We start from the raw sequence: 24510 nt of genomic DNA, 5'->3' as shown, positions 1-24510 counted from the left end.
ACACATGACGCCCGAGATAGCACTTAGCTTGTTTGCCGATGGTTTGTACTTAACGATTTTAATCGTATTGGTTATTGTCGGGCCAAGCTTGATGGTTGGTTTGGTTGTGAGTATGTTTCAGGCCGCGACACAAATTAACGAGCAAACCTTGAGTTTTTTGCCGCGCCTTATTGTGATGTTAATTACCATTATGGTGGCCGGGCCTTGGATGGTAATTCGCCTTAGCGATTTATTTAATCGTCTCTTCAACGCCATACCGCAGTTAATAGGCTAGCACAATGGAGCCTCTGGCACTCAGTGAGACAGCGCTTTATCAATTTATTGGTCAATATCTGTGGCCGTTTATTCGCATTGGCGCGATGTTTATGGCGGTACCCATTATTGGCGCTCGCACCGTGCCGGCGCGAGTGAGGATACTGTTGGCGCTGTTGGTTACAATGCTCGTAAGTCCTATGTTAGCTTCGGCCCCCGCGATTGAGCTGCTGGGTGTTCCGGCCATGTTGCGTGTGATGCAAGAAGTGTTGGTGGGGTTGTCGTTGGGGTTTGTTTTTCAGGTGGTGCTGCATATTTTTGTGTTGTCCGGGCAGCTGGTGGCGATGAAAATGGGCTTGGGCTTCGCTTCGATGAACGATCCGAGTAACGGCATTTCTGTTACGGTGTTATCGCAATTTTATTTGCTGTTATCGACCGTATTATTTTTAATCTTTAACGGCCATTTGTTGGTGATCGACCTAGTGGTGCGCAGCTTTACCAGTATCCCCATCGGTACCGGATTAGGGTATGACGCCATTTGGATGATTGTAGGTATGGGCTCGTGGATGTTTAGCGCAGCCTTGGTGTTTGTTCTGCCGCTGTTTACTGCCTTGTTAGTTATCAATATGGCATTTGGGACCATGAATCGATCGGCACCGCAAATTAATGTTTTTACCGTCGGGTTTCCGATCGCGTTAGTGTTTGGTTTAATTTTTATGTGGCTGAGCCTAACCGCGTTTGTGCCGTACTTCCGCTCTATTTTTAACGCTGCGGCCATTTTTTCTGAACAGCTTTTGAGGCTCCCCTAATGGCCGAAGCTGGTGAGAGCAGTCAGGAAAAGACAGAAGAGGCAACCCCGCGAAAACTTGAGAAAGCACGGGAGGACGGTCAAATACCGCGCTCGCGTGATTTGACGTCAAGCTTTATTTTACTCGCAGGAAGCATTGGCCTTTATACCTTTGCCGAGTCGATCTCTGGCAGCATTATGGGGCTCACACGACACAACTTCACTCTTAGTCGTACCGAAGTGTTCGACCCCGAAGCGATGATTGCTCATCTAGCCAGCTCTTTTGCCGAGGGACTATTCTCACTTATCCCGTTATTTTTGGTGCTGTTAATTGCCTCTGTTGTGGGGCCTATTGCGTTGGGTGGTTGGCTGCTAAGCGCTAAAGCTATGGCGCCCAAAATGAGCCGCATGAGTCTTGGCGCAGGCCTTAAGCGAATGTTTGCTTTTAAGGCGCTGGTCGAGCTGCTTAAAGCTTTGGGCAAAGTCATTACGATTATGTTTGCTGCTATTTTTGCACTTAAAGTGTGGCAGCAAGACATTTTACAGCTGGCTGGCGAAGAAACGCGCATGGGAGTGGCTGAGTCGTTACATATTAGTGGCGTCACCACAATTATTATGGCGGCGGCAACCATCATAATCGCATTAATTGATGTGCCGTTTCAGATTGCCGATCACAGTAAAAAATTAAAAATGTCGCGTCAGGAAATAAAAGACGAGAGTAAAGACAGTGAAGGTAAGCCTGAAGTTAAAGGCCGGATTAGGCAGTTACAGCGCGAAATGGCGCAGCGCCGAATGATGTCGCAAGTGCCCGAGGCTGACGTGGTGATAACTAACCCGACGCACTATGCGGTGGCCCTTAAATATGATCCCGAAAAAATGGCCACGCCGATTATGGTGGCAAAGGGTGGGGATCAAACCGCTTTTAAAATACGCGAAATAGCCAAGGCACACGGGATTGAAATTATCGAGTCGCCGATGTTAGCACGCTCGATTTTTCACACCACAGATATCGACGAAACGATTCCTACCGGCCTGTACGTCGCGGTTGCCCAAGTGTTGGCTTATGTATTTGGTTTGCGTAATTACCGCCGGGGCCGTGGTGAGCGGCCGCAGTACCCTCGGATTAACGTACCGCGCGACTTACAATACGATTAATAAATAAGCTGTTATTCGAAAGTTTACGGTTATTTGCTAAAACGGGTACGGATCTTGCGATACCCCAGGTGTAAATCACTTGGGGCGTCAAGAAACCGTACACATGGCCATTTCACTCGGACAATTTAACAAAAAAAACGGCAAGAATGCCTTGCTGCAATTGCGCGGCATTGGTCAAGGCAATATCGGTATCCCCATATTGTTGATCATGCTACTAGGCATGATGATTTTACCTGTCCCAGCATTTCTGTTGGACGCCTTCTTCTCATTCAATATTGCGCTTTCTATAGTCGTGTTGTTGGTGGGTATTTACGCCATGCGGCCGCTGGACTTTGCCGCTTTCCCAACGATTTTGCTGGGTGCCACCTTGATGCGTTTGGCGCTCAACGTGGCGTCTACCCGCGTGGTGCTTTTAAAGGGACATGAGGGAGGTGATGCCGCCGGTAAGGTGATTCAATCGTTTGGTGAGGTGGTTATTGGTGGTAATTTCGCCGTAGGTTTGGTCGTATTTTTAATCCTGATGATCATCAACTTTGTGGTGGTGACTAAAGGTGCAGGGCGGATCTCCGAGGTAAGCGCACGTTTTACCTTGGATGCAATGCCCGGTAAACAGATGGCGATTGATGCTGACTTAAACGCAGGGCTTATCGAGCAAGAAGAAGCCCGCCGTCGCCGGGAAGACGTAGCCAGCGAGGCCGATTTTTACGGTGCAATGGATGGCGCCAGTAAATTTGTGCGTGGTGATGCGATTGCCGGCATTATGATTTTGGCGATTAACATTATCGGCGGTATCGGCATTGGTATGGTACAGCACAGTCTAGAGTTTTCTGATGCTCTAGAGAAATACGTGTTACTGACTATTGGTGATGGCTTGGTTGCACAGATACCCTCGCTATTACTGTCAACGGCAACGGCCATTTTGGTGACTCGGGTAAATAGCTCGCAGGACATGCGTAGCCAAGTGCTGACGCAAATGTTTGACTCGCCCAAGGCGCTGATAATAGCCGCGGCAATCTTGTTTATTATGGGCATAATTCCCGGTATGCCGCATGTGGCTTTTTTGGGGCTTGCGGCCATATGCGGTGCCTTGGCCTACTATATTCACTGGCGTAAGGGCCAACCAGAAGCCTTGGATGAAGATTATATTCCCAAAGGTCACGACCGCCGCCCAGCTCATGCACCTGCTGCGGGGGGGCAAGCTCAGATCGCGGAACACGCTAAAGCCTTGCCACCCGGTGAGCAATCGGTAGAGCTTAACTGGGACGATGTTCAGCCGGTGGATATTATTGGCCTGGAGGTGGGCTACCGCCTAATTCCTATGGTGGATAAAAGTCAGGGCGGGGCTTTGCTTGGGCGGATTAAAGGCGTGCGTAAAAAGCTCTCGCAAGACATGGGCTTTTTGGTGCCCACGGTGCACATCCGCGACAACCTAGAGCTGGTGCCCAACGGCTATCGCTTAACGCTAATGGGAGTTACCGCCGCCGAGGCTGAAGTGCATCCAGATCGGGAGTTGGCGATTAACCCGGGTCAAGTATTTGGCGAACTTGAAGGCATTAAAACCCAGGATCCTGCGTTTGGCTTAGATGCGGTGTGGATTGCCAGCTCGCAAAAAGAACAAGCCCAAACCCTAGGCTATACGGTGGTCGACGCCAGTACCGTGGTGGCAACTCACTTAAACCAAATTCTCCAACAGCATGTACACGAGCTGCTGGGTCACGAAGACGTTCAAAAGTTATTGGATATGCTGGCTAAATCGTCGCCCAAATTAGTTGAGGAGCTGGTGCCTAACACCCTAAGCCTGAATACGTTGCTTAAAGTATTGCAAAACCTATTACGTGAAAAAGTCGCCATTCGGGATATGCGATCAATCGCCGAAGCATTGGCGGCCCATCCCAGTAAGAGTCAAGATCCCGCCGCTTTGAGTGCCGCTGCGCGGGCCGCACTCGGGCGTCAAATCGTCCAGAACATAGTGGGGACGGCGCCTAGCGTGCCAGTTATCACTTTAAGTCCCGAACTGGAACAGTTATTGCTGAATACCGTTGTGCAGGCACAAAAAGCTGGCGCGGATGACGGTGCGTATGTGGAACCCGCTCTGGCCGAAAAGCTACAGCGTTCTTTGCAAGAGGCGTCACACAAGCAAGAAGCTGCTGGTAAGCCCGCGGTATTATTAGTCGCCGCACCGTTGCGCTCTATGCTTTCGCGCTTTTGTCGCCACAGCTTGCCAGATATGCCGGTACTGGCTTACACAGAGATACCGGACAACAAACAAATTTCGATTGAAGCGTCGGTAACCGCCGATCGCTGAGTGCGGGAAGAGGGTATAACATGCAAGTTAAACGTTTTGTTGCGACAGATATGCGACGCGCCCTTGAGCTGGTGCGCCAGGAACTGGGCTCCGATGCTATTATTTTGTCGAGCCGCCGGGTGCGCGAAGGCGTAGAAATTTTGACCAGTGCGGCCCAAGCCGATGCCCCTCAAACAACGGCCACCTCGATGTCTGCAGCGTCTTCCCCTCAAGAACCTACAGCTCCCGACAGCAGTGTATTTGCTGGTGTCGGTGGCCATAAATCGGCGCTTAGCGCGCAAGAGATTCACGATGAAATTGCTATGGCTAACCGTCAACGGATAGCCCGCCAACAGGCGGCGGCATCGGCCGATGAATACCTTGGTAGTAACCAGGTCATCAATGCGGGTATCGCTCGACGCGAAACGCCCGAAGCCGTTCAGCCAGCTGCTACGCCTACCCGTATTCAAACGGCGGCCGAGCGTTACGGCCTGCTTGATGAAGCTCCGCACCGTGCTAAAACAAAAACTGACGATGATGAGATTGGCCAGTTACACGAAGAGATCGCCCAGATGCGCGAGCTGTTAGAAGAACAGCTTAGCCGTTTTGCTGGTGCGCCTCCATCGGGCCCAAACAGTGGCCAAGTTGCGAGCTTGACCCGCCGTTTTGAGCGTATGGGATTTTCCGCTGGCGTTTGTGAGTCGCTACTAAAGCAACCATTTAAAAGCCGAGTGCTGGCAAAAGCCTGGCCCGAAGCCATGGCGCGTTTGGCTAAAGCGGTACCGATCATAGAGCAAGATTTAACCGCACAAGGTGGTGTGTTCGCCTTGGTTGGTCCTACCGGCGCTGGCAAAACCACGACCATTGCCAAGCTTGCTGCACGTTATGTGCTCGAGCACGGTGCCGACAAAGTGGCGCTGGTAACAACTGATACTTATCGCTTGGCTGGGCACGACCAGCTGCGCTCACTGGCAAGTATTTTACAAGTGCCGGTCAGGGTGGTTGATGAGAACAACTCGCTATCGAGTGTGCTGCGTTCTGTACGGCGCTGCGAACTAGTGTTGATTGACACCCCTGGTTTACGCCACGGCGCGCCCGAGCTGAAGCAACAAATGGCGCAGCTGGCCGAAATTGCAAAAATCAAAAGCTTATTAGTGTTACCGGCTAACAGTCAGGCGCAAATGCTGCAAGCATCGCGTCATGCTTATAGTGCCGCGGGATTAAGTGGTTGTATTTTGACCAAGCTGGATGAGACTGCCAGCCTAGGAGAGGCGGTGAGCTGTGCAATAGGGTCAAACTTACCGATCGCCTATACTACCAACGGGCAAGAAATTCCGGCTGACATTTCGCCTGCGCGAGGTCATCAACTCGTCGCAGCGGCCGTGCAATTGGCGCAACAAAATCAACATGGTGCGCAAGCGCGTGGTTAAAAAAGCTAATCGTTTTATCGCATAATACTTGCCGAAAGTGGCCGTCGGTGTAATGGTATGGCCTAAGCAGACAAAGAGATCTATAACATGAGCCAAAGTCGCCCAGTTCAAGTCATCGCCGTAAGCGGTGGAAAAGGCGGTGTCGGGAAAAGCAATATATCGGTAAACCTGAGTATTGCGCTGGCACAATTACGTCGTCGGGTGGTATTAATGGATGCTGACTTGGGGCTGGCAAATGTCGATGTCCTATTAGGCATTAGCCCTAAATTTACTCTGGCTGATGTACTTGCAGGCACCCATTCATTAGAAGAGGTGATGGTCACCGGTCCCAGCGGTGTCAAAATTGTCCCAGCAGCCTCAGGTGTGCAACGTATGGCTCATTTGAGCGAGGCCGAACACGCGGGGTTGATCACCGCTTTTAGCGAGCTAAGCAGTCAAATAGATGTACTTATTATCGACACCGCGGCGGGCATATCTGATTCCGTGGTGAGTTTTGCGCGCGCCGCCAATGAAATTTTAGTCGTCGTGTGTGATGAGCCATCATCGATTACAGATGCTTACGCTTTGATCAAGTTGCTCAATAAAGAATACGGTGTGCAGCGCTTTCGAGTGGTGGCCAATATGACGCGAACCAGCGTCGAAGGACAGCATTTATACAATAAACTCAGCGGTGTTTGCGAGAGGTTCTTGGATGTCGCATTGCAGTACGTAGGGCAGGTGCCTTTTGATGAATCCGTACGTAAAGCGGTGCAGCGACAGCAGGCTGTACTGGAGTACGCACCACACTCCAAGGTATCGCAAGCCATAAAATTGCTAGCCGAGAGAGTCGACAATTGGCCTTTGCCAAGCGGTCCATCGGGCCGGTTAGAGTTTTTTGTCGAACGGTTGTTACAGGTAACAACCCCGGAGTATTAGTCCATGAACGCAGCAAGCGGGTTAGCTATGTACACGGAGACAGAAAAGCGTGAAAGTGCGATTCGCGTTGAAGACTACGCGGACCTCGTTAAACGAATTGCCTATCATATGATGGCGCGAATGCCGGCCAGCGTACAACTGGATGATTTAATCCAAGCTGGAATGATCGGGTTATTAGAGGCGGCGCAGAAGTACGATGGCAGTAAAGGCGCAAGCTTTGAAACCTACGCAGGTATTCGTATTCGCGGCGCCATTATTGACGAGATGCGCCGAGGAGATTGGGCTCCTCGTTCGGTACATCGCAATAGCCGTCGAGTTTCTGACGCTATTAGCCGAGTAGAAGGCCGCGAAGGGCGTGATGCCGAAGATGCCGAAGTGGCTGCCGAACTTGGTGTCGAGCTGGATGAATACTACAGTATTATTAACGACACCAATGCCAGCCGATTGTTTAGCTACGAAGAGACCTTTGACGATGACGCCAACGCCGTCGACATTGCCACCACCAGTGAGTTTGCCAACCCACAAGAAACTTTTACCTCATCAAGCCTAAAGCAATCGCTTGCGCAGGCGATAACCTTATTGCCCGAACGAGAAAAAATGGTGCTGGCACTTTATTACGATCAAGAATTGAACCTAAAAGAAATTGGTCAAATTTTAGGCGTTAGCGAGTCGCGGGTAAGTCAGATACACTCTCAGGCAGCAGCGCGGCTGCGAGCAAGATTATCAGATTGGGGGAGAACTGATTGACCAATAGACAAATTCCCAGTAATTTCTCGGCTCGCTGGCACATAAGGCAGCCGTTTTTAGTAAAAGCATTACGGAGCCGGTGTCGGCGTATCATCGAACTTGTGTTAAATACACTCCCGGGGCGGGTAGACGGAGGATGCATTGGATAAAAACATGAAGATTCTCATTGTCGATGACTTTTCGACAATGCGACGGATCATTAAAAACTTATTGCGCGACTTAGGCTTCACCAATACTCAAGAAGCAGATGATGGCCTTACCGGGCTGCCTATGCTGAAAAGTGGTGGATTTGATTTTTTAATCACCGATTGGAACATGCCAGGCATGAGCGGTATCGATCTGCTGCGTGCAGTGCGCGCCGATGAAAAGCTCGGCTCGTTACCTGTACTTATGGTGACCGCCGAGGCCAAACGCGATCAGATCGTTGAGGCCGCCCAAGCGGGTGTGAATGGCTATGTGGTAAAACCTTTTACAGCTGCGGCTCTAAAAGAAAAGATTGAAAAAATCTTCGAGCGAGTTGGTTAATATCCGACCCGCTACGTTGTCAACAATAAGGCACAGCGATGACTTCTGATACACAAGAAAAGGACAATGAGTTTTTTGTCAAAGAGATCAAAGAAAGTGCCAGCCTGTTAGTCGAAAAACTGCAAGGCAATGACTTTGATGAGGCCTCGCGTTTAATCGAATCCATTACAGAATCTCGCAATAAACATTTATATCAGTCGGTTGGCCGTTTAACTCGCGGACTGCACAGTGCCATAGTCAATTTTAATGTCGATGGTGATATTAATGGTGAGCCTTCAGCTGAGACCTCCGAAATCCGAGATGCTTCTGATCGTTTAAAATATGTTATCGAACTGACTCAAAAAGCTGCCGACAAAACCATGGACATGGTGGAAGAAGCTGCTCCTATTGCTATGAATCTTGGCCAGGAAGCCAAGTCCTTGCGCACAGAATGGGTTCGCTTAAAAGGCGGCGATATGAATGCGGAAGAGTTTCGCTCACTGTATTCGAGGATGGATGATTTTCTTGGGCAAATGGACTCAGGCACCGAACTGCTGGGACGCAATTTACAAGAAATTATTCTAGAGCAAGGTTTTCAGGATTTAACCGGGCAAGTTCTTAAAAGAGTTATGGCACTGATTGCCGAAGTCGAACAAGACTTGGTGAGCCTAGTGCGAATTGCTGGACAAGTAGAAGAAATTACAGGTCTGCAAGTAGACGCCGATAACGAAGGTAAGGCTCGCGTAACCGATCGCCCTAATGGCGAAGGCCCGCAAATAGATACCAGTAAAAATGATGTGGTTTCCAGTCAAGATGATGTGGATGACTTGCTTTCCAGTCTCGGCTTTTGAGGGGTTCATAAATGGGGTTTGGTGAAGACGAAGAGATTCTCCAAGACTTTTTAGTCGAGGCGGGAGAAATACTTGAAAACCTCTCTGAGCAGTTGGTTCAGCTTGAGCGTCAGCCCGACGACTCCGAGCTCCTCAACGCTATTTTCCGTGGCTTTCATACGGTAAAAGGAGGTGCAGGTTTTTTACAGCTCACAGAAATGGTTGAATGCTGCCATGTCACAGAAAACTTATTTGATATTCTAAGAAATGGTAAACGCAGCGTAACCTCAGAGCTGATGGACGTTGTGCTGGAAGCTCTTGATGTTATTAATCGACAATTCGATAACGTCTCTAAAGGTGAGTCGCTTACCGCTCCAGCTCCAGAGTTGATTGCCACCTTAGAGCGTCTGGTTGCCTGTGAAGATCTGCACGAAGCTAGCGCAGCTGCGACACAGATTGCCGATGCCAGCAACACCACAGCTAATGCTAGCGCTAATAATACTGTTCGTGCCGGCAATGATATTACCGACGATGAGTTCGAAACATTACTCGATGCCCTGAACGGGGAATCTAGCACTACCAGTGAGGGCAGTGCAGAAAACGACTCCGAATCGAGTGCCGATATGAGCGAGGATGAATTTGATGCTCTACTCGATCAGTTGCACGGCAAAGGCCAAGGGCCTGGTGTTGCTGCGCCAGTGCCAGCCAGCACGAACGACAATATCAGCGATGATGAGTTCGAAGCGTTGCTTGATGAGCTGCACGGCAAAGGCAAAGCTCCAGCGGTTGGCGTAAGCCAAGCAAATACATCTTCTACGGCATCGGCCAGCACAAGCGATGAAATAACAGACGATGAATTTGAGTCGTTACTCGATCAGCTGCATGGTAAAGGTAATGCGCCTGCAGTGACTGCTGCCACTGACAAACCTGCGTCGAAACCCTCGACACCAGCGGTTAGCAAAAAAGAGCCGGAACAAAAAGCCGCACCGGCTGCCCAGCCTGTCGCGCAAGCCAAACCACAAGCTCGGCAGCCGGCAGAAAAAATGCAAGCACAAGACTCCAACTCAAAAAGCCCTGCGCAAGCCGAAACCACTGTGCGGGTAGATACCCAGCGGTTGGATGAAATTATGAACATGGTGGGTGAGCTGGTGTTGGTGCGCAATCGCTTAGTTCGGCTTGGCGATAGCGCACAGAATGAACCGTTAAGTAAAGCCGTCGCCAACCTCGATGTAGTTACCGCCGATTTACAGTCATCGGTTATGAAAACTCGGATGCAGCCTATTAAAAAGGTTTTTGGGCGATTCCCTCGAGTTGTGCGCGATTTGGCTCGTAGTTTGAAAAAAGAAATTAGCCTAGATTTAATGGGTGAAGATACCGATTTAGATAAAAACTTAGTTGAAGCACTAGCCGATCCGCTGGTCCATTTGGTACGCAACTCGGTTGATCATGGTATCGAATTACCTGATGTGCGTGAAGCAAACGGCAAGCCTCGTCAGGGCAGCGTTATATTGGCTGCTGAGCAAGAAGGTGATCATATCCTGCTGTCGATCACCGATGACGGCGCAGGTATGGACCCCGATAAATTACGTCAGATTGCGGTTAACAAAGGTTTGTATGACCAAGATGCCGTGCAGCGTTTATCTGATGCTGAAGCTTTTGATTTGATTTTTGCACCGGGCTTTTCAACTAAAGTTGAAATATCCGATGTCTCCGGCCGTGGCGTAGGCATGGACGTTGTCAAAACAAAAATTAATCAGCTAAACGGCTCTATTGAAATTCAATCGACGCTGGGTAAGGGCACGCGTATTAATATCAAAGTGCCGCTAACGCTAGCGATTATGCCGACGCTTATGGTTATGCTCGAAAACCAAACTTTTGCGTTGCCGTTGGTAAGTGTGAATGAGATATTTCATATGAACTTACGCAAATCTCACGTCGTGGATGGGCAAGAGTGTGTAGCGGTGCGCGATCAGGCCATTCCCATTTTTTACTTAAAAAATTGGCTTGTCCGCGGGCCTAAAGTTGATGCGCGCTCGATGGGTGAGGGGCATGTTGTTATCGTTACTGTTGGCACCCGACGCATAGGTTTTGTCGTCGATCAGCTTGTGGGTCAAGAAGAGGTGGTTATTAAACCTTTGGGTAAAATGCTACAGGGAACACCCGGCATGGCCGGTGCGACGATTACCGGCGATGGTACTATTGCGTTAATATTGGATGTTCCAAGCTTGCTTGCACGCTACTCTAATTCGTAACAACCAATGGTGTAATTGGCGGTTGCGGGTTGATTGATAATTTAAAACGGATGGAGTACCTCGCATGCCCGTACGGGTATTAATCGTAGACGATTCACAGTTTTTTCAATCTCGTCTTAAAGATATTATCAATCAAAATCCCCAGCTTGAAGTGGTTGGCATTGCAAGTAACGGCCAACAGGGCGTTGAGTTGGCGCGATCGTTAAAGCCTGATGTCATTACCATGGATTTTGAAATGCCGGTGATGGATGGTGTTACTGCTGTGCGCACAATTATGGCAGAGCGGTCAGTGCCAATTTTGATGTTTTCATCATTAACCTATGAAGGTGCGCGCATCACTCTTGATGCTTTGGCGGCTGGTGCAGTCGATTTTTTGCCAAAAGATTTTGCCGAGGTGTCGCGCAACTCGATAGTGCTAAAACAAAAGTTGCATGAACGTTTGTTGGCATTGTCTGGCGGCAGCACTAAAGCAATTAATAGTGCGCCAAAAACTCCCGACTCCATACAATACCCTGAGATTGATTTTACTCAAAAAGTGGCATCCAGAGACTCAAATCCCCGAGCTCGTGTTAGCTACCCAAAGCCTAACTTAGTGGTGATTGGCGCATCTACTGGTGGCCCAGTGGCTTTGATGGAGGTGCTGTCGTGTTTGCCGGCAAGTTTTAATGTACCGATTTTATTGGTGCAGCACATGCCAGAAAATTTTACTCGTGCATTTTCCGAACGTTTAAACAAACAGTGCGCTATTGAAGTCCGAGAAGCTGTCGATGGCGATCATATAAAGCCTGGCTTGGCACTGTTAGCTCCTGGTGGCAAACAAATGATGATTGATCGTCGCGGTGTGGTTAAAATTTTAGCCGATGACGCGCGGGTTAATTACAAGCCAAGCCTAGACATCACTTTTGGATCTGCCGCCAATACTTACGCTGACAGAGTGTTGGGTGTGGTATTAACCGGCATGGGCTCAGACGGTTGCAAAGGGGCCGGGCTGCTAAAACAACGCGGCGCACAAATCTGGGGGCAAGATAAAGACAGCTGTGTTATTTACGGTATGCCTATGGCAGTTGCTCGCGAAAATCTAACCGATCGAGTGTTAAGTTTAAAAGAGATCGGGCCGGCATTGGCTGCTGAGGTGCGCTGATGGATATACTGAGTATTGTAGGTGTATTGCTTGGTTTTGCCGCTATTATCGGTGGTAATTTTATCGAGGGCGGCACCTTGGCCTCGCTGAGTAATTTCCCCGCTGCATTTATTGTTATTGGCGGAACCGCTGGTGCCGCTATGCTGCAAACGCCCAAAACGTGTTTGATGCGTGCCTTACGGATGATCATCTGGGTGTTTCGCCCACCGCAGTGGGATTATCAGCAAGGCATGGATAAAATCACCGCTTGGTCGATAACCGCGCGTAAAGAAGGGTTGCTGGGGTTAGAAAAGCTGGCCGATAACGAAACCGATCCTGTAGCGCAAAAAGCGTTGACTCTTCTGGTTGACGGTAATGAGCCTGACACCATTCGTCGCGTTATGGAGGGTGACTTAATACTCTCGGAACAAAATCATTTGGATGCCGTAAAATTTTACGAAAGTATGGGCGGCTACGCTCCCACAATAGGTATTTTGGGAGCGGTGATGGGGTTAATTCACGTCATGCGCAATCTTGCCGATCCCGAACAACTAGGCCCAGGCATTGCCGTTGCTTTTGTTGCAACAATTTATGGTGTGGCACTGGCAAATTTACTGTTTTTACCAATCGCCAATAAATTGCGAATGTGTGTTGATCGCGAGATCCGTTATGGTGAAATGTTTATCGAGGGTGTGCTAGGTATTGCCAACGGTGAAAACCCCCGCGCTATAGAGGTTCGATTGAGTGGCTATCTCGATTAATAGGCGTTGTTATGCCTAGGCGTCGCCCGCGTGACTTAACCGTCAACCACGAGCGCTGGCTGGTGAGTTATGCCGACTTTATTACGTTGCTGTTTGCTTTTTTTGTGGTGATGTACTCAATTTCACAAGTCAATGAAAGCAAATATCGGGTATTGTCATCCACTTTAACCGATGCGTTTGATTCGTCGCCGCGGACGGCACACTCCAAACTCGGTACAGGGCAGCACAACACCGCAGTACCTCCAATTCCGAACACGCCATTAGGCGATCATAAAGGTAACCTTGATCAGCTTGAGGCGGCATTTAAATCAGAATTCGCTGAGCTGATCGACGACCAGTTAATGCAGGTTTCAAGCAATGAGATGTGGTTGCAGGTGGAGTTGCGCGATAGTATTTTATTTTCATCCGGCAGTGCCGATGTAAGTAATGCCGCGCGGGAAATCTTCACTCGTGTTGCCGAGATTATCTCCAGCGTGGATAACCCTGTGCAAATTGAAGGGTTTACTGACAATGTGCCAATTCAAACTAGTCGCTATCCAAGCAATTGGGAGTTGTCGGCGGCGCGGGCAGCGGCTATCGTCAAATGGCTTATTGACGCAGGAGTAGGGCCAGCACGTTTAGCGGCTGTAGGGTACGGTAAGTATCAACCTGTCGCCAGTAATGACACCGCTGATGGACGCACGAAAAACCGCCGTGTCGCCATTATGATTGCGCGTGATCACCGGGTTCGACCGCAAGCGATAACCACTAACATTAACAGCGCTGACAACCCCAAGCCGACCTTGCCCAGTGCCGACATTAAGCCGGTAGAACTTGACGGCGGTGCGTTGCTCTACAGTAGCGACCCTGACCTACCGCGTACTAATAACGGCCAATAAACTAGTTCTCGGCGTCGTTATTACTACGCGGCACGATCTTTGCTCTAGGTTAAATACTCGGTGTCGATCAACGTTAAGATGACGTTAGATTGACGTTTTAAATGCATTTGTGAGGGGTGTTGTGAAAGTCTGGACAATCGCTAACCAAAAAGGTGGGGTAGGTAAAACAACCACCAGCGTGGCACTCGGCGGCTTGGCTGCCGAGCAAGTGCGTGTCCTGCTGCTCGATCTCGACCCGCACGGCTCTTTAACCAGTTATTTTCGTCAAGACCCCGACACTTTAACTCGCAGTGCTTTTACCTTGTTTGCGGAGCGCGAGTGTTTAAGCGATGCGCCAGTTAATGCTCACCGTTTTGTAAAATCACTGATCTTCTCAACCGATTACCCCAACATTGACGTGTTGCCAGCATCCACAGCGTTAGCCACATTAGAGCGGCGGGCGCTAGGCCCCGATGGCTTAGGCTTGGTGGTGAAGCGTGCGCTAGAATTATTGATCGATGATTACGATGTAGTGATTATTGATACCCCACCGTTATTGGGCGTACTCATGGTTAACGCTCTGGCCGCCTGCGATGAGCTGTTGATTCCGGTGCAAACCGAGTTTTTGGCTCTGAAAGGCTTAGAGCGAATGGTTAACACTTTAAATATGATGGGTAAATCTAGACGTCAAACACTTAACTATACGATTGTCCCAGCACTGTTTGACCGGCGCACTCAAGCCTCGGTTAGCACGATGCGCACGATTCGGCATGATTACCCCGAGCACACCTGGCCGGGTAAGATCCCGATCGATACTAAGTTTCGCGATGCCAGCAAAGCGGGAGTTCCCCCCAATATCTATGAGCCGCAAAGTCGTGGGGTCGAAGCGTATCGCTCACTGTATAAATGGTTGAGATTGCGGCAAGCATCGGCCGCCAAACAAGCGGCAGGAGTTGCACCGTGAGCAGTGGGATTTTACAAGATTATCTCAATGAGCTGCTTAGCGAGCCGCCGGTACCCGCGCATACCGGACGCGCTCAGAAACCATTGCAAGCGGCTGCAGAGAAACCCCTGCAGGCAGCGCCGGACACGCCGCCAATTGTTGAATCTAAAACTCAACTGCTAGATGACAACGAGCGTCGCGACCAATTACAACAGCTGCTGTACAGTGCTCGTGCAACTGTAGCGCAGCATGCCGAGCCCGAGACCGCGCCTAAAGTCGTGGCGCCGTCGGTTAAAACAGCAACGGCTGTCGCGCCTAGCGTTAAGTCCGATGTGCCAGAGACAAACGATCTAATCGCAGATACAGCTAGCGATACAGCACTAACGGAGCATCAGTCCGCCCTCGACGAAGCGTTGCAATGGCATGAAAATGGCCGGCCTGTGTGGGCGCAGGAGCCTTTTGAGGTGCTCCTTTTTACCGTCAGCGGCTTAACCTTAGCGGTGCCGCTGATAACGCTAGGACAAATTCAACCGTTAACCGATGAGCTGACCCCATTGTTTGGTCAGGCCGACTGGTTTATGGGGTTACAGCCAACCCCTTCGGGTAAGGTGCGTACCATTAACACCGCAAAATTTGTTATGCCTGAACGTTATGATCCAAGCTTTGTAGATACAGCTCAATATGTGGTCTCCATTAATGGCGTGCCGTGGGGGCTGGCGGTCGACAAGGTCGAGCAGCCCATGCGGCTCGCCCCCGACGATGTGAAATGGCGTAGCTCACGCTCTAAGCGGGCTTGGTTGGCCGGAACGGTTAAAGAGCACATGTGTGCGTTGCTTGATATTCCGATGATGGGCAAGTTGTTAACCGATGCCGACCGTAATAGTCGTAAATAGAGCCGTTATAATCGAGGTGGTTTGGGTAGGCTGTAGTAAACTTAGGCGAAACAGCGTCTTGCGATGGCCCAGTGGCGAATCTTTTAACCTACACTGAAGAAATATGCAGTATGGCCGATACGCTTTACTACAGCAGATAAAGTAATGTGCAACCAATTAACCTGTGCCGCTTATTATTGTGGCATATTGGGCAAGTGCCTAATATTTTGTGCGAGGAGCGACCATGGCAAACAATGCCAATAAACATCAAAACGCCGAGGATGCGGTTTTACAGTGGGTAACCTTTCGGCTGGATGGTGAAACCTACGGTATTAACGTTATGCAGGTTCAAGAAGTGCTGCGTTACTCCGAGATCGCCCCTGTGCCGGGCGCGCCTAGCTATGTACTAGGTATTATTAATTTGCGCGGTAACGTGGTTACGGTAATAGATACTCGCCATCGTTTTGCACTGCCCGCAGGCGAGGTTACCGACAACACCCGAATCGTTATCATCGAGACCGATAACCACGTTATTGGTATGTTGGTCGATAGCGTAGCTGAGGTGGTTTATCTGCGCGAGTCAGAGATCGAAACGGCCCCCAACGTTGGCAATGAAGAGAGCGCTAAGTTTATTCAGGGGGTGTGTCATAAAAATGACGAGCTACTGATCTTGATTGAGCTGAATAAATTGCTGACCAATGAAGAGTGGTCTGATCTCGAAGATATTTAGAGTACACCAATGATTACTATGAGCGCCCTTGCTGAGGCTCCTTATGAAATTTTGATAATAATCGGTGTTGGATTGGCCGTAGCGCTGCTTGCACTTGTTTTGTCAATCGGGGTCTTAAAGAAAGTGGCGCGCAACAGTGAGCAGACGCAGCAACGATTAACAAGGTTAGAGCGCGAGCTGGTATTACTGCAAAGCGGGGCTCAAGGCATGGGCCAGCGAATCCTCACGATGGAAGCAAAAAATACCCGAGCAGGCTCCCCCAGTAGCGAGGCCCGACTTAAGCCTTACTCGGAGGCAACGCATTTATTATCTCTCGGCGTTGATCGTGATGAGGTCGCCAATCGCTGCGGTTTGTCACGCGCCGAAACCTCTTTGCTTGATGCCTTGCGGAGCCAAAAACAATAACAACTCATTAATAAGCTGGTATTACTCACGACAACCTATGCTTGTTGGTCGCGAGTAACCACTGCATAAAAAATTAGCCGTGTTACTGGGCGTTAAAACATTGCCCGGTTATCTTGAGGCTATCTTGCCCCATTAAATATACATAAAGTGGCATATGATCTTCAGGCGTTTTTAGTTCGCTGGGGTTTTCGGCGGGATAGGCGACGGCTCGCATCGCCGTGCGAGTAGCCCCGGGGTTAATGCTGTTAACACGAATGGTCGTAATCTCTTCTAGCTCATCGGCCAATGTTTGCATCATGTTTTCTGTCGCCGCTTTGCTGGCCGCGTAGGCGCCCCAGTAGGCGCGCCCGTGTCGGCCAACACTTGATCCGGTAAAAACTATGGCAGCGTGTTCGGGCTTTTCTAGTAGCGGTAGTAACGCCTGAGTCATCATAAAGGGGGCGTTAACGTTTATCTGCATCACTCGCTGCCAAGTGTCGGCGGCATAATTGCGAATCCCAGTTCGATCTCCAAGTATCGATGCATTGTGTAGTATGCCATCGAGCCTGCCAAACTCATCGTGTAGCGTATTACACATGTCACGGTAATCTTTCTCAGTTGCGCCTTCAAGGTTCATTGGGTAAATGGCCGGCTGCTTGTGTCCGGCCGCCTCGATGGCGTCGTAGACAAGCTCGAGCTTACTTAAAGTGCGGCCCAGTAATATAACCGTTGCGCCATAAGCGGCGTAGGTCATGGCCGCGGTGCGGCCAATACCATCGCCAGCACCGGTTACCAAAATAATTTTATCGGCTAGTGCATCAGCCGGTGGCTGATAATCTGTTGGCAGTGTAGATGGCGTGTCAGAATTTACAGTGGGGTTGCTCATGGTGCTTGCTCTATGGGTTGTCGCTGTTGAATCAGATTGGCAATTAGTGGTGCTAGCTCAAAACTGTGACTGACTAAGTGATCGGCTTGCCAATTCTCGGGATTGTCATCGGCATCAATATAACCGTAAGCACAGCCGATGGTAATCGCGCCGGCACGGCGGCCGCAGTCGATATCACGAACATGATCACCCAGATAAATAATTTGGCTGGGCTCGCAGTTGAAGTGACGTGCGGCTAAAAATAATGATTCTGGATCGGGCTTGCGGTGGGTGACGTTATCGGGGCAAATAACAATGTCGGGGGCCGGCTTTAATGCGAGCTGGTCAAGCAGCGCATGGGTGTATAGTTCGGGCTTGTTGGTGGCAATTCCCCAGCCTAAGCCGCAACGCTTTATGTCGTGTAGCAACTCAATGATGCCATTAAAGGGCAGGGTGTAAACGGCAATATGTTGAGCATACAATTCAAGTAGGCGGTTGCGTAATGCGTCAAATTCAGGCTCCCCCTCTTTGACCTTAAAACCTAATTCAATTAACGCGCGGGCACCGTTTGATACCGTTCGACGAATAATATCGTCGGCTAATGCCGGTAGGTCGTGTTCGCGACGTAGATGATTGAGCGCGACAATAAAGTCGCCTGCGGTATCGAGCAGTGTGCCGTCAAGATCAAACACGATGGCGCGGATCGGTAGTGGGCTTTGGCTCACAGTATCTCCTGCTTGTTAGGTTTGGGGCAGATCGAGGGCTTTACGAGTACGAGCGATGTAGTTGACATCAACATCGTGGGCAGCCAAAGAAAACCGCTTAGTGAAAGGGTTGTAACAAACCCCGATTATCTCTTCAGGTTGTAATTCAGCGCTGCGAGCGTAGCTGGCAAGTTCGGATGGGCGAATAAATTTTTTGTAGTCGTGGGTGCCTTTGGGTAATAGCCGCAATACATACTCGGCCCCAACCACGGCTAACCCCCATGCTTTGGCGGTGCGGTTAATGGTAGAAAAGTAAACTGTTCCGCCGGGTTTGACCAGTGTCGCGCAAGCGCTAATAACCGAGGCGGGGTTAGGCACGTGCTCTAGCATTTCCAAGCAGGTAACAATATCGTAGCGGCCGGGCTGTTCGGCTGCCAGCTGCTCTGCGGTGCCGTGCCGGTAATCAATATTTAAGTCGTTTTGGGTGGCGTGTTTACGAGCCACGGCAAGCGGGGCTTCGCCCATATCAAGACCGGTTACTCGCGCGCCACGCTGGGCCAAGGCCTCGGCTAAAATACCGCCACCACAACCTACGTCCAACACCTCGCGCTCAGCCACTGGCGAGTGTTGGTCGATGTAGTTAGCCCGGAGCGGGTTCATCCCATGTAAAGGCTGAAACTCTCCGTCAAGATCCCACCACTTATCAGCCAGTTGTTCAAATTTGGCGATTTCGGCAGCATCAGCATTAACTGCGGCGCTGTCACCATGAGGTCGTGTCATATGTGCTCCAAATTATTGGGTGCGTTTAAGGATCAGCTAGGCCGTGGGTACTCTTGAACGATTTTTTTACCCCACTGGCGTGCTTTGGCGGCAATGTCTCGTTCATTGAGCGTTTGCAGGTGGCCCGATAACATAAGTGCTTTGCCTGCCACCCAAAGGTGTGTGGCCTTAACCGCGCGATTGTTGTAAACCAGCGTTGAGGCAATGTCATAAATAGGTTCGGCGCACAGCTCGTCTAACTCAAAGGCGACAATATCCGCGGCTTTGCCAAGTTCCAAAGAGCCGGTGATATCGTCAATTCCCAGTGATCGTGCACCGTTAAGCGTTGCCATCATTAGCGTTTGGTGTGCATTCAGGGCGGCGGCATCTTGCGCCACGTTTTTCGCCAGTAGCGAAGCTGTTTGGAGCTCTCCAAGCATAGATAAATCGTTATTACTGGCCGCGCCATCGGTACCAATAGCCACATTCACTCCGGCAGCCGACAGCCTGGCTACCGGTGAAAAGCCGCTAGTCAGTTTGAGGTTAGACTCGGGGCAGTGAATAACATGGCTGCCGGTACTGGCTAGGGTCGCAATATCGCTGTCATCGAGCTCCGTCATATGTACACATTGGGTCAGCGGTGATAACACGCCGAGCTCGCGTAAGCGCTCGAGCGGCCGTTTACCGTGCTGCCCGATAGAGTCGGCAATTTCGTTGGCGGTCTCGTGCAGATGAATATGAATAGGGGCTTCGAGCTCTTGCGCTAATACACCAATGCGCTGCAGAGAGTCGTTCGACACCGTGTAGGGCGCGTGTGGGCCAAAGGCAATACGAATGAGATCGTCGTCGCGATACTCATCGTGGAGCGCCAAACCTTTATTGATGTAATCATCCGGCCCATCGCCCCAGTTGGTCGCAACATCAATTACCGGAAACGCAATTTGTGCCCGCATATGGGCGCGGCGAGCAACTTTGGCAGTTTGTTCTGGGTAAAAGTACATGTCGGCAAAGCAGCTGGTGCCAGATTTGATCATTTCAGCCACGGCCAGCTCGGTGCCGTCGCGCACAAAGTCAGCGTCAACAAAGCGCTCCTCGGCGGGCCATATATGCTCGTTAAGCCATGTTTCCAGTGGTTGATCGTCAGCAAAGCCGCGCAGCAAAGACATCGCCGCATGGCCGTGTGAGTTAATCAGACCAGGCATAAGCACATGCCGCCCTAAACACACGGTCTGCTCTGCGCGATAGCTTTTCTCGGCTTCGGCGACCGGCAATAGCGCTACAATCTTTTGCTGGTTAACGATTATCGCGCAATCTTCATACACGCGCCCGGCGGGTACGATCGGGATTATCCAGCGGGCTTTGATCATTAATTGAACGGCTTGCTGGTCAGGCATAGTGACTCCTTGGCGATAACACGGTCTTGATTGATCAATACGGCCTATTGGCGCGCAGTATAACGCAAACCTAACATTTGGCGTGAGGCTTGCCGCTTAGTTAAACACAACGTTCTCAGCACACCTATAGGCTAGATTTTATGGTAATATTGCGCCCTTTAAGCCCGCGCGATACGCAGTCGCGGGATATATGTGTGTCGCGGGCGCCACCCCGGCTCTGGCAGCAGTCAACACAATAAGGAAAGCGTTAATCCATGGTCGATTTAGCGAAAGAAGTAATACCCGTCAGTATCGAAGATGAGCTTAAGCAATCTTACCTAGATTACGCCATGAGCGTCATCGTTGGCCGAGCACTGCCCGATGTGCGAGATGGCCTTAAGCCAGTCCACCGGCGCGTCCTGTTTGCCATGAACGAGTTGAATAACGACTGGAACAAGGCTTACAAAAAGTCGGCTCGTGTTGTCGGTGACGTTATCGGTAAATACCATCCGCACGGCGACTCAGCGGTATACGACACAATTGTACGTATGGCGCAGCCATTCTCATTGCGTTATATGCTGGTTGATGGTCAAGGTAACTTTGGTTCGGTCGATGGTGATAGCGCTGCGGCCATGCGGTACACCGAAATTCGCATGGCAAAAATCTCGCACGAATTGCTTGCCGACCTAGACAAAGAGACCGTCGATTTTATTCCTAACTACGACGGTACAGAGCAAATCCCCGAAGTATTGCCGACCCGAGTGCCGAACTTATTGGTTAACGGTTCATCCGGTATTGCGGTGGGCATGGCAACCAATATTCCGCCGCACAACCTAACCGAAGTTGTGAAGGGTTGCTTGGCGTTAATCGATAACGAAGACATCACCATTGATGAGCTGATGGAAATCATTCCGGGGCCAGACTTCCCCACTGGCGCCATTATTAATGGCCGCGCTGGCATCTTGCAGGCCTACCGTACGGGTCGTGGTCGCATTTATATCCGTGCCAAAGCCGAAGTTGAGATCAACAGTAAAACCGGCCGCGAAACCATCATTATTCATGAAATCCCTTACCAGCTTAATAAAGCGCGCTTAATAGAGCGGATCGCCGAACTGGTAAAAGAGAAAAAAATCGAAGGCATCAGCGAACTGCGGGATGAGTCTGATAAAGACGGGCTGCGAGTCGTTATCGAAGTAAAGCGCAACGAGTCCGGCGAGGTTCTGCTCAACAACCTCTACAGCCAAACACAATTGCAAAATGTCTTTGGCATTAACGTTGTTGCGCTGGTTGATGGTCAGCCAAAAGTGCTAAACCTAAAGCAAATGCTAGAGGCGTTTGTACGTCACCGTCGTGAAGTCGTAACGCGTCGTACTGTCTATTTGTTGCGCAAAGCTCGCGAGCGCGGTCATATCCTAGAAGGTTTAGCCGTTGCCATCGCTAACATCGATGAAGTCATTGAGCTTATTAAAAGCTCGCCATCGCCCGCCGATGCAAAAGAAGGTTTGATTGCCAAAGGCTGGGATGCCGCCGAGATGGCGCCGTTTTTAGAGCGTGCAGGCGAAGATGCTTGTCGTCCAGAAGACTTAGCCGACACCTATGGCGCGCGCGACGGCAAATACTATTTGTCGCCCGCACAAGCGCAAGCTATTTTGGAGTTGCGTCTGCACCGTCTAACGGGCATGGAGCACGAAAAGCTACTCACCGAATACAACGAGAAGCTGCTGCAGATTGCTGAGTACTTAGAAATCCTAGGTAACTTTGTGCGCCTAATGGAAGTGATTCGTGAAGAGCTGGAAGTTATCGTTAAAGATTACGGCGATGAGCGCCGTACCGAAATAGTAGCCTCGACTTTAGACCTAAACGAAGAAGATTTAATTAGCGAAGAGCAGCGTGTTGTTACTTTGTCTCACGGCGGTTATGCCAAGAGCCAGCCACTGGCCGATTACCAAGCACAAAAACGCGGCGGTATGGGCAAGTCGGCAACGGCGGTTAAAGACGAAGATTTTGTCGAGCATTTGTTAATCGCCAGCACCCACGACACCATTTTGTGTTTCACCAGTGCCGGCAAAGTATTTTGGCTTAAGGTGTATCAAATCCCGGTGGCTGGGCGTCAAGCGCGTGGCCGACCTGTGGTGAATTTAATGCCGCTAGAGGAGGGCGAACGTGTCACCTCTATACTCCCGGTTAAAGAGTTTGGCGCCGATCAGTTTGTCTTTATGGCGACTGCAAACGGCACTGTTAAAAAGACACCGCTGGATCAATTCTCACGTCCTCGTAGCGTGGGCTTGCGCGCAATTGCCTTGGATGAAGGTGACAGCCTAGTGTATACGGCTATTACCAACGGTGAACGCGATATTATTTTGTTTGCCTCCAATGGTAAGGCGGCACGCTTTAATGAAACGGCGGTTCGCAGTATGGGCCGAATTAGTCGCGGTGTACGTGGTATTCGTATGCACGAAGGGCAGTCGGTCATTGGTATGGTCGTACCTGTTGAACACGGCAAGGTGCTGACTGTGAGTGAACACGGCTACGGTAAGCGTACCGACGTCGAAGAGTTTACCGCCAAAGGTCGCGGTGGCCAGGGTGTTATTGCGATGACCGCGAGTGAGCGCAATGGTGCCTTGGTCGGTGCGGTACAAGTGCTTGATGGCGAAGAACTTATGTTGATCTCTGATCAAGGCACTATGGTGCGTACTCGGGTTGATGAAGTGTCTGTATTAAGCCGTAATACTCAGGGTGTACGTCTTATTAAACTGCGTAAAGGCGAGCACATGAGTGGCATGGCGCGCATCGAAGAGACGGATGAAGATGAGTTCGAAGGTGTCGGCGACGATACAGCTGCCGATACACCGGATACATCAGATTCTGAGGAATAAGGCGTTATGAGCGATACCAACAACGAGCGCGAGCAACTGCTAGCGCTGCGTGATCGCATTGATGAGATCGACGCAAACATCGGTGAGCTTATTTCTGAGCGCGCTCGTTGCGCACAAAAAGTGGCCGAGGTTAAATCAGCCAAAACCGATGAAGAAGTGTTGTTTTATCGTCCCGAGCGCGAGGCTCAGGTATTGCGCAAAGCTATGGCGCGTAATGCCGGGCCGTTAAGCGACGAAGAGATGGCGCGCCTTTTTCGCGAGATTATGTCGGCTTGCTTAGCATTGGAGCGCCCTATAAAAGTGGCTTATCTGGGGCCAGAGGGCACATTTACCCAGCAGGCGGCACTTAAACACTTTGGTGCTTCCGCCGTTGTCATGCCGTTCTCAGCCATCGATGAAGTTTTTCGTGAAGTTGAAGCCGGCGCGGTCAATTACGGTGTGGTGCCGGTCGAGAACTCTACCGAAGGGGTGGTAAGTCACACGCTTGATAATTTTATTAGCTCAAACCTCAAAATTTGCGGCGAAGTAGAGTTGCGCGTACACCACAATTTAATGGTGTCATCGGTAACCGATGTTAATAATATTTCGCGTATTTACTCGCACGGTCAGTCATTGGCCCAATGCCGTAAATGGCTAGATGCACATTACCCCAAGGCGGAGCGAATTGCTGTCTCTAGTAATGCCGAGGCGGCACGTCGCTTAAAAGGCGAGTGGAATGCGGCCGCAATTGCACCAGAAAAAGCCGCCGAGCTGTATGACCTGCAAATAGTCGCCGAAAAAATTGAAGATCAGCCGGACAACAGCACTCGCTTTTTAATTATCGGCACGCAAGAGGTGCCCGCCAGTGGCATTGATAAAACCTCTCTGTTGATCGCCATGCGTAACCAACCGGGTGCGCTGCATAATTTGTTAGCTCCGTTCCACGCCCACAACATTGATTTAACTCGCGTAGAAACTCGGCCATCGCGCTCCGGGGTTTGGACTTATGTATTTTTTGTCGACTTTACCGGACACATCGACGATCCCGTTATTCGCACGACCTTGGATGAGGTGGCGGCGCGAGTTTCGGATCTAAAAGTTATGGGCTCTTACCCTAAGGCTGTACTCTAA

At 50.4% G+C, this 24510-nt stretch carries 23 protein-coding genes; 19 read left to right on the top strand and 4 right to left on the bottom strand.

Annotation, left to right across the window (positions count from 1 at the left end; all coding sequences use genetic code 11):
* Positions 1-4 precede the first annotated feature (4 nt).
* The 17 genes from fliQ to GILYN3_RS04785 all read left to right on the top strand — a co-directional run bounded on the left by fliQ (position 5) and on the right by GILYN3_RS04785 (position 16844).
* Positions 5-274 (top strand): flagellar biosynthesis protein FliQ, encoded by a 270-nt coding sequence (gene fliQ, locus GILYN3_RS04865; protein ID WP_049721800.1) that lies wholly within the window; start codon positions 5-7, stop codon positions 272-274.
* Between the two features lie 4 nt (positions 275-278).
* Entirely contained in the window at positions 279-1061 is a 783-nt protein-coding gene (fliR, locus tag GILYN3_RS04860) for a flagellar biosynthetic protein FliR (protein WP_049721799.1), read from the top strand.
* A complete protein-coding gene (gene flhB, locus GILYN3_RS04855; RefSeq protein WP_049721798.1) occupies positions 1061-2194 on the top strand; it encodes a flagellar biosynthesis protein FlhB in 1134 nt (377 codons plus the stop codon). The genes fliR and flhB overlap by 1 nt, the downstream gene beginning before the upstream one ends.
* A 103-nt stretch (positions 2195-2297) precedes the next feature.
* Entirely contained in the window at positions 2298-4499 is a 2202-nt protein-coding gene (flhA, locus tag GILYN3_RS04850) for a flagellar biosynthesis protein FlhA (protein ID WP_049721797.1), read from the top strand.
* A 20-nt stretch (positions 4500-4519) separates the two neighbouring features.
* Positions 4520-5908, top strand: a complete 1389-nt coding sequence (flhF, locus tag GILYN3_RS04845) for a flagellar biosynthesis protein FlhF (RefSeq protein WP_049721796.1) — start codon at positions 4520-4522, stop codon at positions 5906-5908.
* Positions 5909-5995: 87 nt separating this feature from the next.
* Positions 5996-6823: a MinD/ParA family protein gene (locus GILYN3_RS04840; protein WP_049721795.1), complete on the top strand. Its 828-nt coding sequence runs from the start codon at positions 5996-5998 to the stop codon at positions 6821-6823.
* A gap of 3 nt (positions 6824-6826) precedes the next feature.
* The gene (locus GILYN3_RS04835) at positions 6827-7570 is read left to right on the top strand and encodes an RNA polymerase sigma factor FliA (protein WP_049721794.1); all 744 of its coding nucleotides are present in this window, start codon (positions 6827-6829) and stop codon (positions 7568-7570) included.
* A gap of 141 nt (positions 7571-7711) precedes the next feature.
* Complete coding sequence (cheY, locus tag GILYN3_RS04830; protein ID WP_049721793.1) at positions 7712-8095, top strand: chemotaxis response regulator CheY; 384 nt, start codon at positions 7712-7714, stop codon at positions 8093-8095.
* Between the two features lie 38 nt (positions 8096-8133).
* On the top strand, positions 8134-8925 hold the full coding sequence (locus GILYN3_RS04825) for a protein phosphatase CheZ (protein WP_049721792.1): 792 nt from the start codon (positions 8134-8136) through the stop codon (positions 8923-8925).
* 11 nt (positions 8926-8936) lie between these two features.
* Positions 8937-11156 carry a chemotaxis protein CheA gene (locus GILYN3_RS04820; protein ID WP_049721791.1) on the top strand — a complete coding sequence of 740 codons (2220 nt, stop codon included), beginning with the start codon at positions 8937-8939 and terminating at the stop codon, positions 11154-11156.
* Between the two features lie 64 nt (positions 11157-11220).
* Positions 11221-12297: a protein-glutamate methylesterase/protein-glutamine glutaminase gene (locus tag GILYN3_RS04815; RefSeq protein WP_049721790.1), complete on the top strand. Its 1077-nt coding sequence runs from the start codon at positions 11221-11223 to the stop codon at positions 12295-12297.
* Positions 12297-13037, top strand: coding sequence for a flagellar motor protein (locus GILYN3_RS04810; protein WP_049721789.1), 741 nt, complete (start codon positions 12297-12299; stop codon positions 13035-13037). Before GILYN3_RS04815 ends, GILYN3_RS04810 begins: the two co-directional genes overlap by 1 nt.
* Before the next feature lie 11 nt (positions 13038-13048).
* The gene (motD, locus tag GILYN3_RS04805) at positions 13049-13915 is read left to right on the top strand and encodes a flagellar motor protein MotD (protein WP_049721788.1); all 867 of its coding nucleotides are present in this window, start codon (positions 13049-13051) and stop codon (positions 13913-13915) included.
* A gap of 121 nt (positions 13916-14036) precedes the next feature.
* Positions 14037-14858 (top strand): ParA family protein, encoded by an 822-nt coding sequence (locus tag GILYN3_RS04800; protein WP_049721787.1) that lies wholly within the window; start codon positions 14037-14039, stop codon positions 14856-14858.
* The gene (locus tag GILYN3_RS04795; RefSeq protein WP_049721786.1) at positions 14855-15730 is read left to right on the top strand and encodes a chemotaxis protein CheW; all 876 of its coding nucleotides are present in this window, start codon (positions 14855-14857) and stop codon (positions 15728-15730) included. The genes GILYN3_RS04800 and GILYN3_RS04795 overlap by 4 nt, the downstream gene beginning before the upstream one ends.
* A gap of 223 nt (positions 15731-15953) precedes the next feature.
* Positions 15954-16439, top strand: a complete 486-nt coding sequence (locus GILYN3_RS04790) for a chemotaxis protein CheW (RefSeq protein ID WP_049721785.1) — start codon at positions 15954-15956, stop codon at positions 16437-16439.
* A gap of 9 nt (positions 16440-16448) precedes the next feature.
* The gene (locus GILYN3_RS04785) at positions 16449-16844 is read left to right on the top strand and encodes a DUF2802 domain-containing protein (protein ID WP_049721784.1); all 396 of its coding nucleotides are present in this window, start codon (positions 16449-16451) and stop codon (positions 16842-16844) included.
* Positions 16845-16926: 82 nt separating this feature from the next.
* Here the strand turns inward: GILYN3_RS04785 and GILYN3_RS04780 are convergent, their stop codons facing one another.
* The 4 genes from GILYN3_RS04780 to GILYN3_RS04765 are packed head-to-tail and all read right to left on the bottom strand — an operon-like array spanning position 16927 to position 20545.
* Positions 16927-17709 carry a YciK family oxidoreductase gene (locus GILYN3_RS04780; protein ID WP_049721783.1) on the bottom strand — a complete coding sequence of 261 codons (783 nt, stop codon included), beginning with the start codon at positions 17707-17709 and terminating at the stop codon, positions 16927-16929.
* Positions 17706-18413 carry an HAD family hydrolase gene (locus GILYN3_RS04775; protein WP_232305505.1) on the bottom strand — a complete coding sequence of 236 codons (708 nt, stop codon included), beginning with the start codon at positions 18411-18413 and terminating at the stop codon, positions 17706-17708. Before GILYN3_RS04775 ends, GILYN3_RS04780 begins: the two co-directional genes overlap by 4 nt.
* A 15-nt stretch (positions 18414-18428) precedes the next feature.
* A complete protein-coding gene (gene ubiG / locus GILYN3_RS04770) occupies positions 18429-19172 on the bottom strand; it encodes a bifunctional 2-polyprenyl-6-hydroxyphenol methylase/3-demethylubiquinol 3-O-methyltransferase UbiG (RefSeq protein WP_049721782.1) in 744 nt (247 codons plus the stop codon).
* A gap of 32 nt (positions 19173-19204) precedes the next feature.
* On the bottom strand, positions 19205-20545 hold the full coding sequence (locus GILYN3_RS04765) for a TRZ/ATZ family hydrolase (RefSeq protein WP_049721781.1): 1341 nt from the start codon (positions 20543-20545) through the stop codon (positions 19205-19207).
* 254 nt (positions 20546-20799) lie between these two features.
* Between GILYN3_RS04765 and gyrA the strand changes: the two genes are divergently transcribed.
* Complete coding sequence (gyrA, locus tag GILYN3_RS04760) at positions 20800-23400, top strand: DNA gyrase subunit A (RefSeq protein ID WP_049721780.1); 2601 nt, start codon at positions 20800-20802, stop codon at positions 23398-23400.
* 6 nt (positions 23401-23406) lie between these two features.
* Entirely contained in the window at positions 23407-24510 is a 1104-nt protein-coding gene (gene pheA, locus GILYN3_RS04755; RefSeq protein WP_049721779.1) for a prephenate dehydratase, read from the top strand.

The sequence above is a fragment of the Gilvimarinus polysaccharolyticus genome, from assembly GCF_001187555.1.
GTDB classification, from domain to species: Bacteria; Pseudomonadota; Gammaproteobacteria; order Pseudomonadales; family Cellvibrionaceae; genus Gilvimarinus; species Gilvimarinus polysaccharolyticus.
The sequence above is the reverse complement of the archived record's forward strand: the minus strand, read 5'-3'. Positions and strand labels throughout refer to the sequence as shown.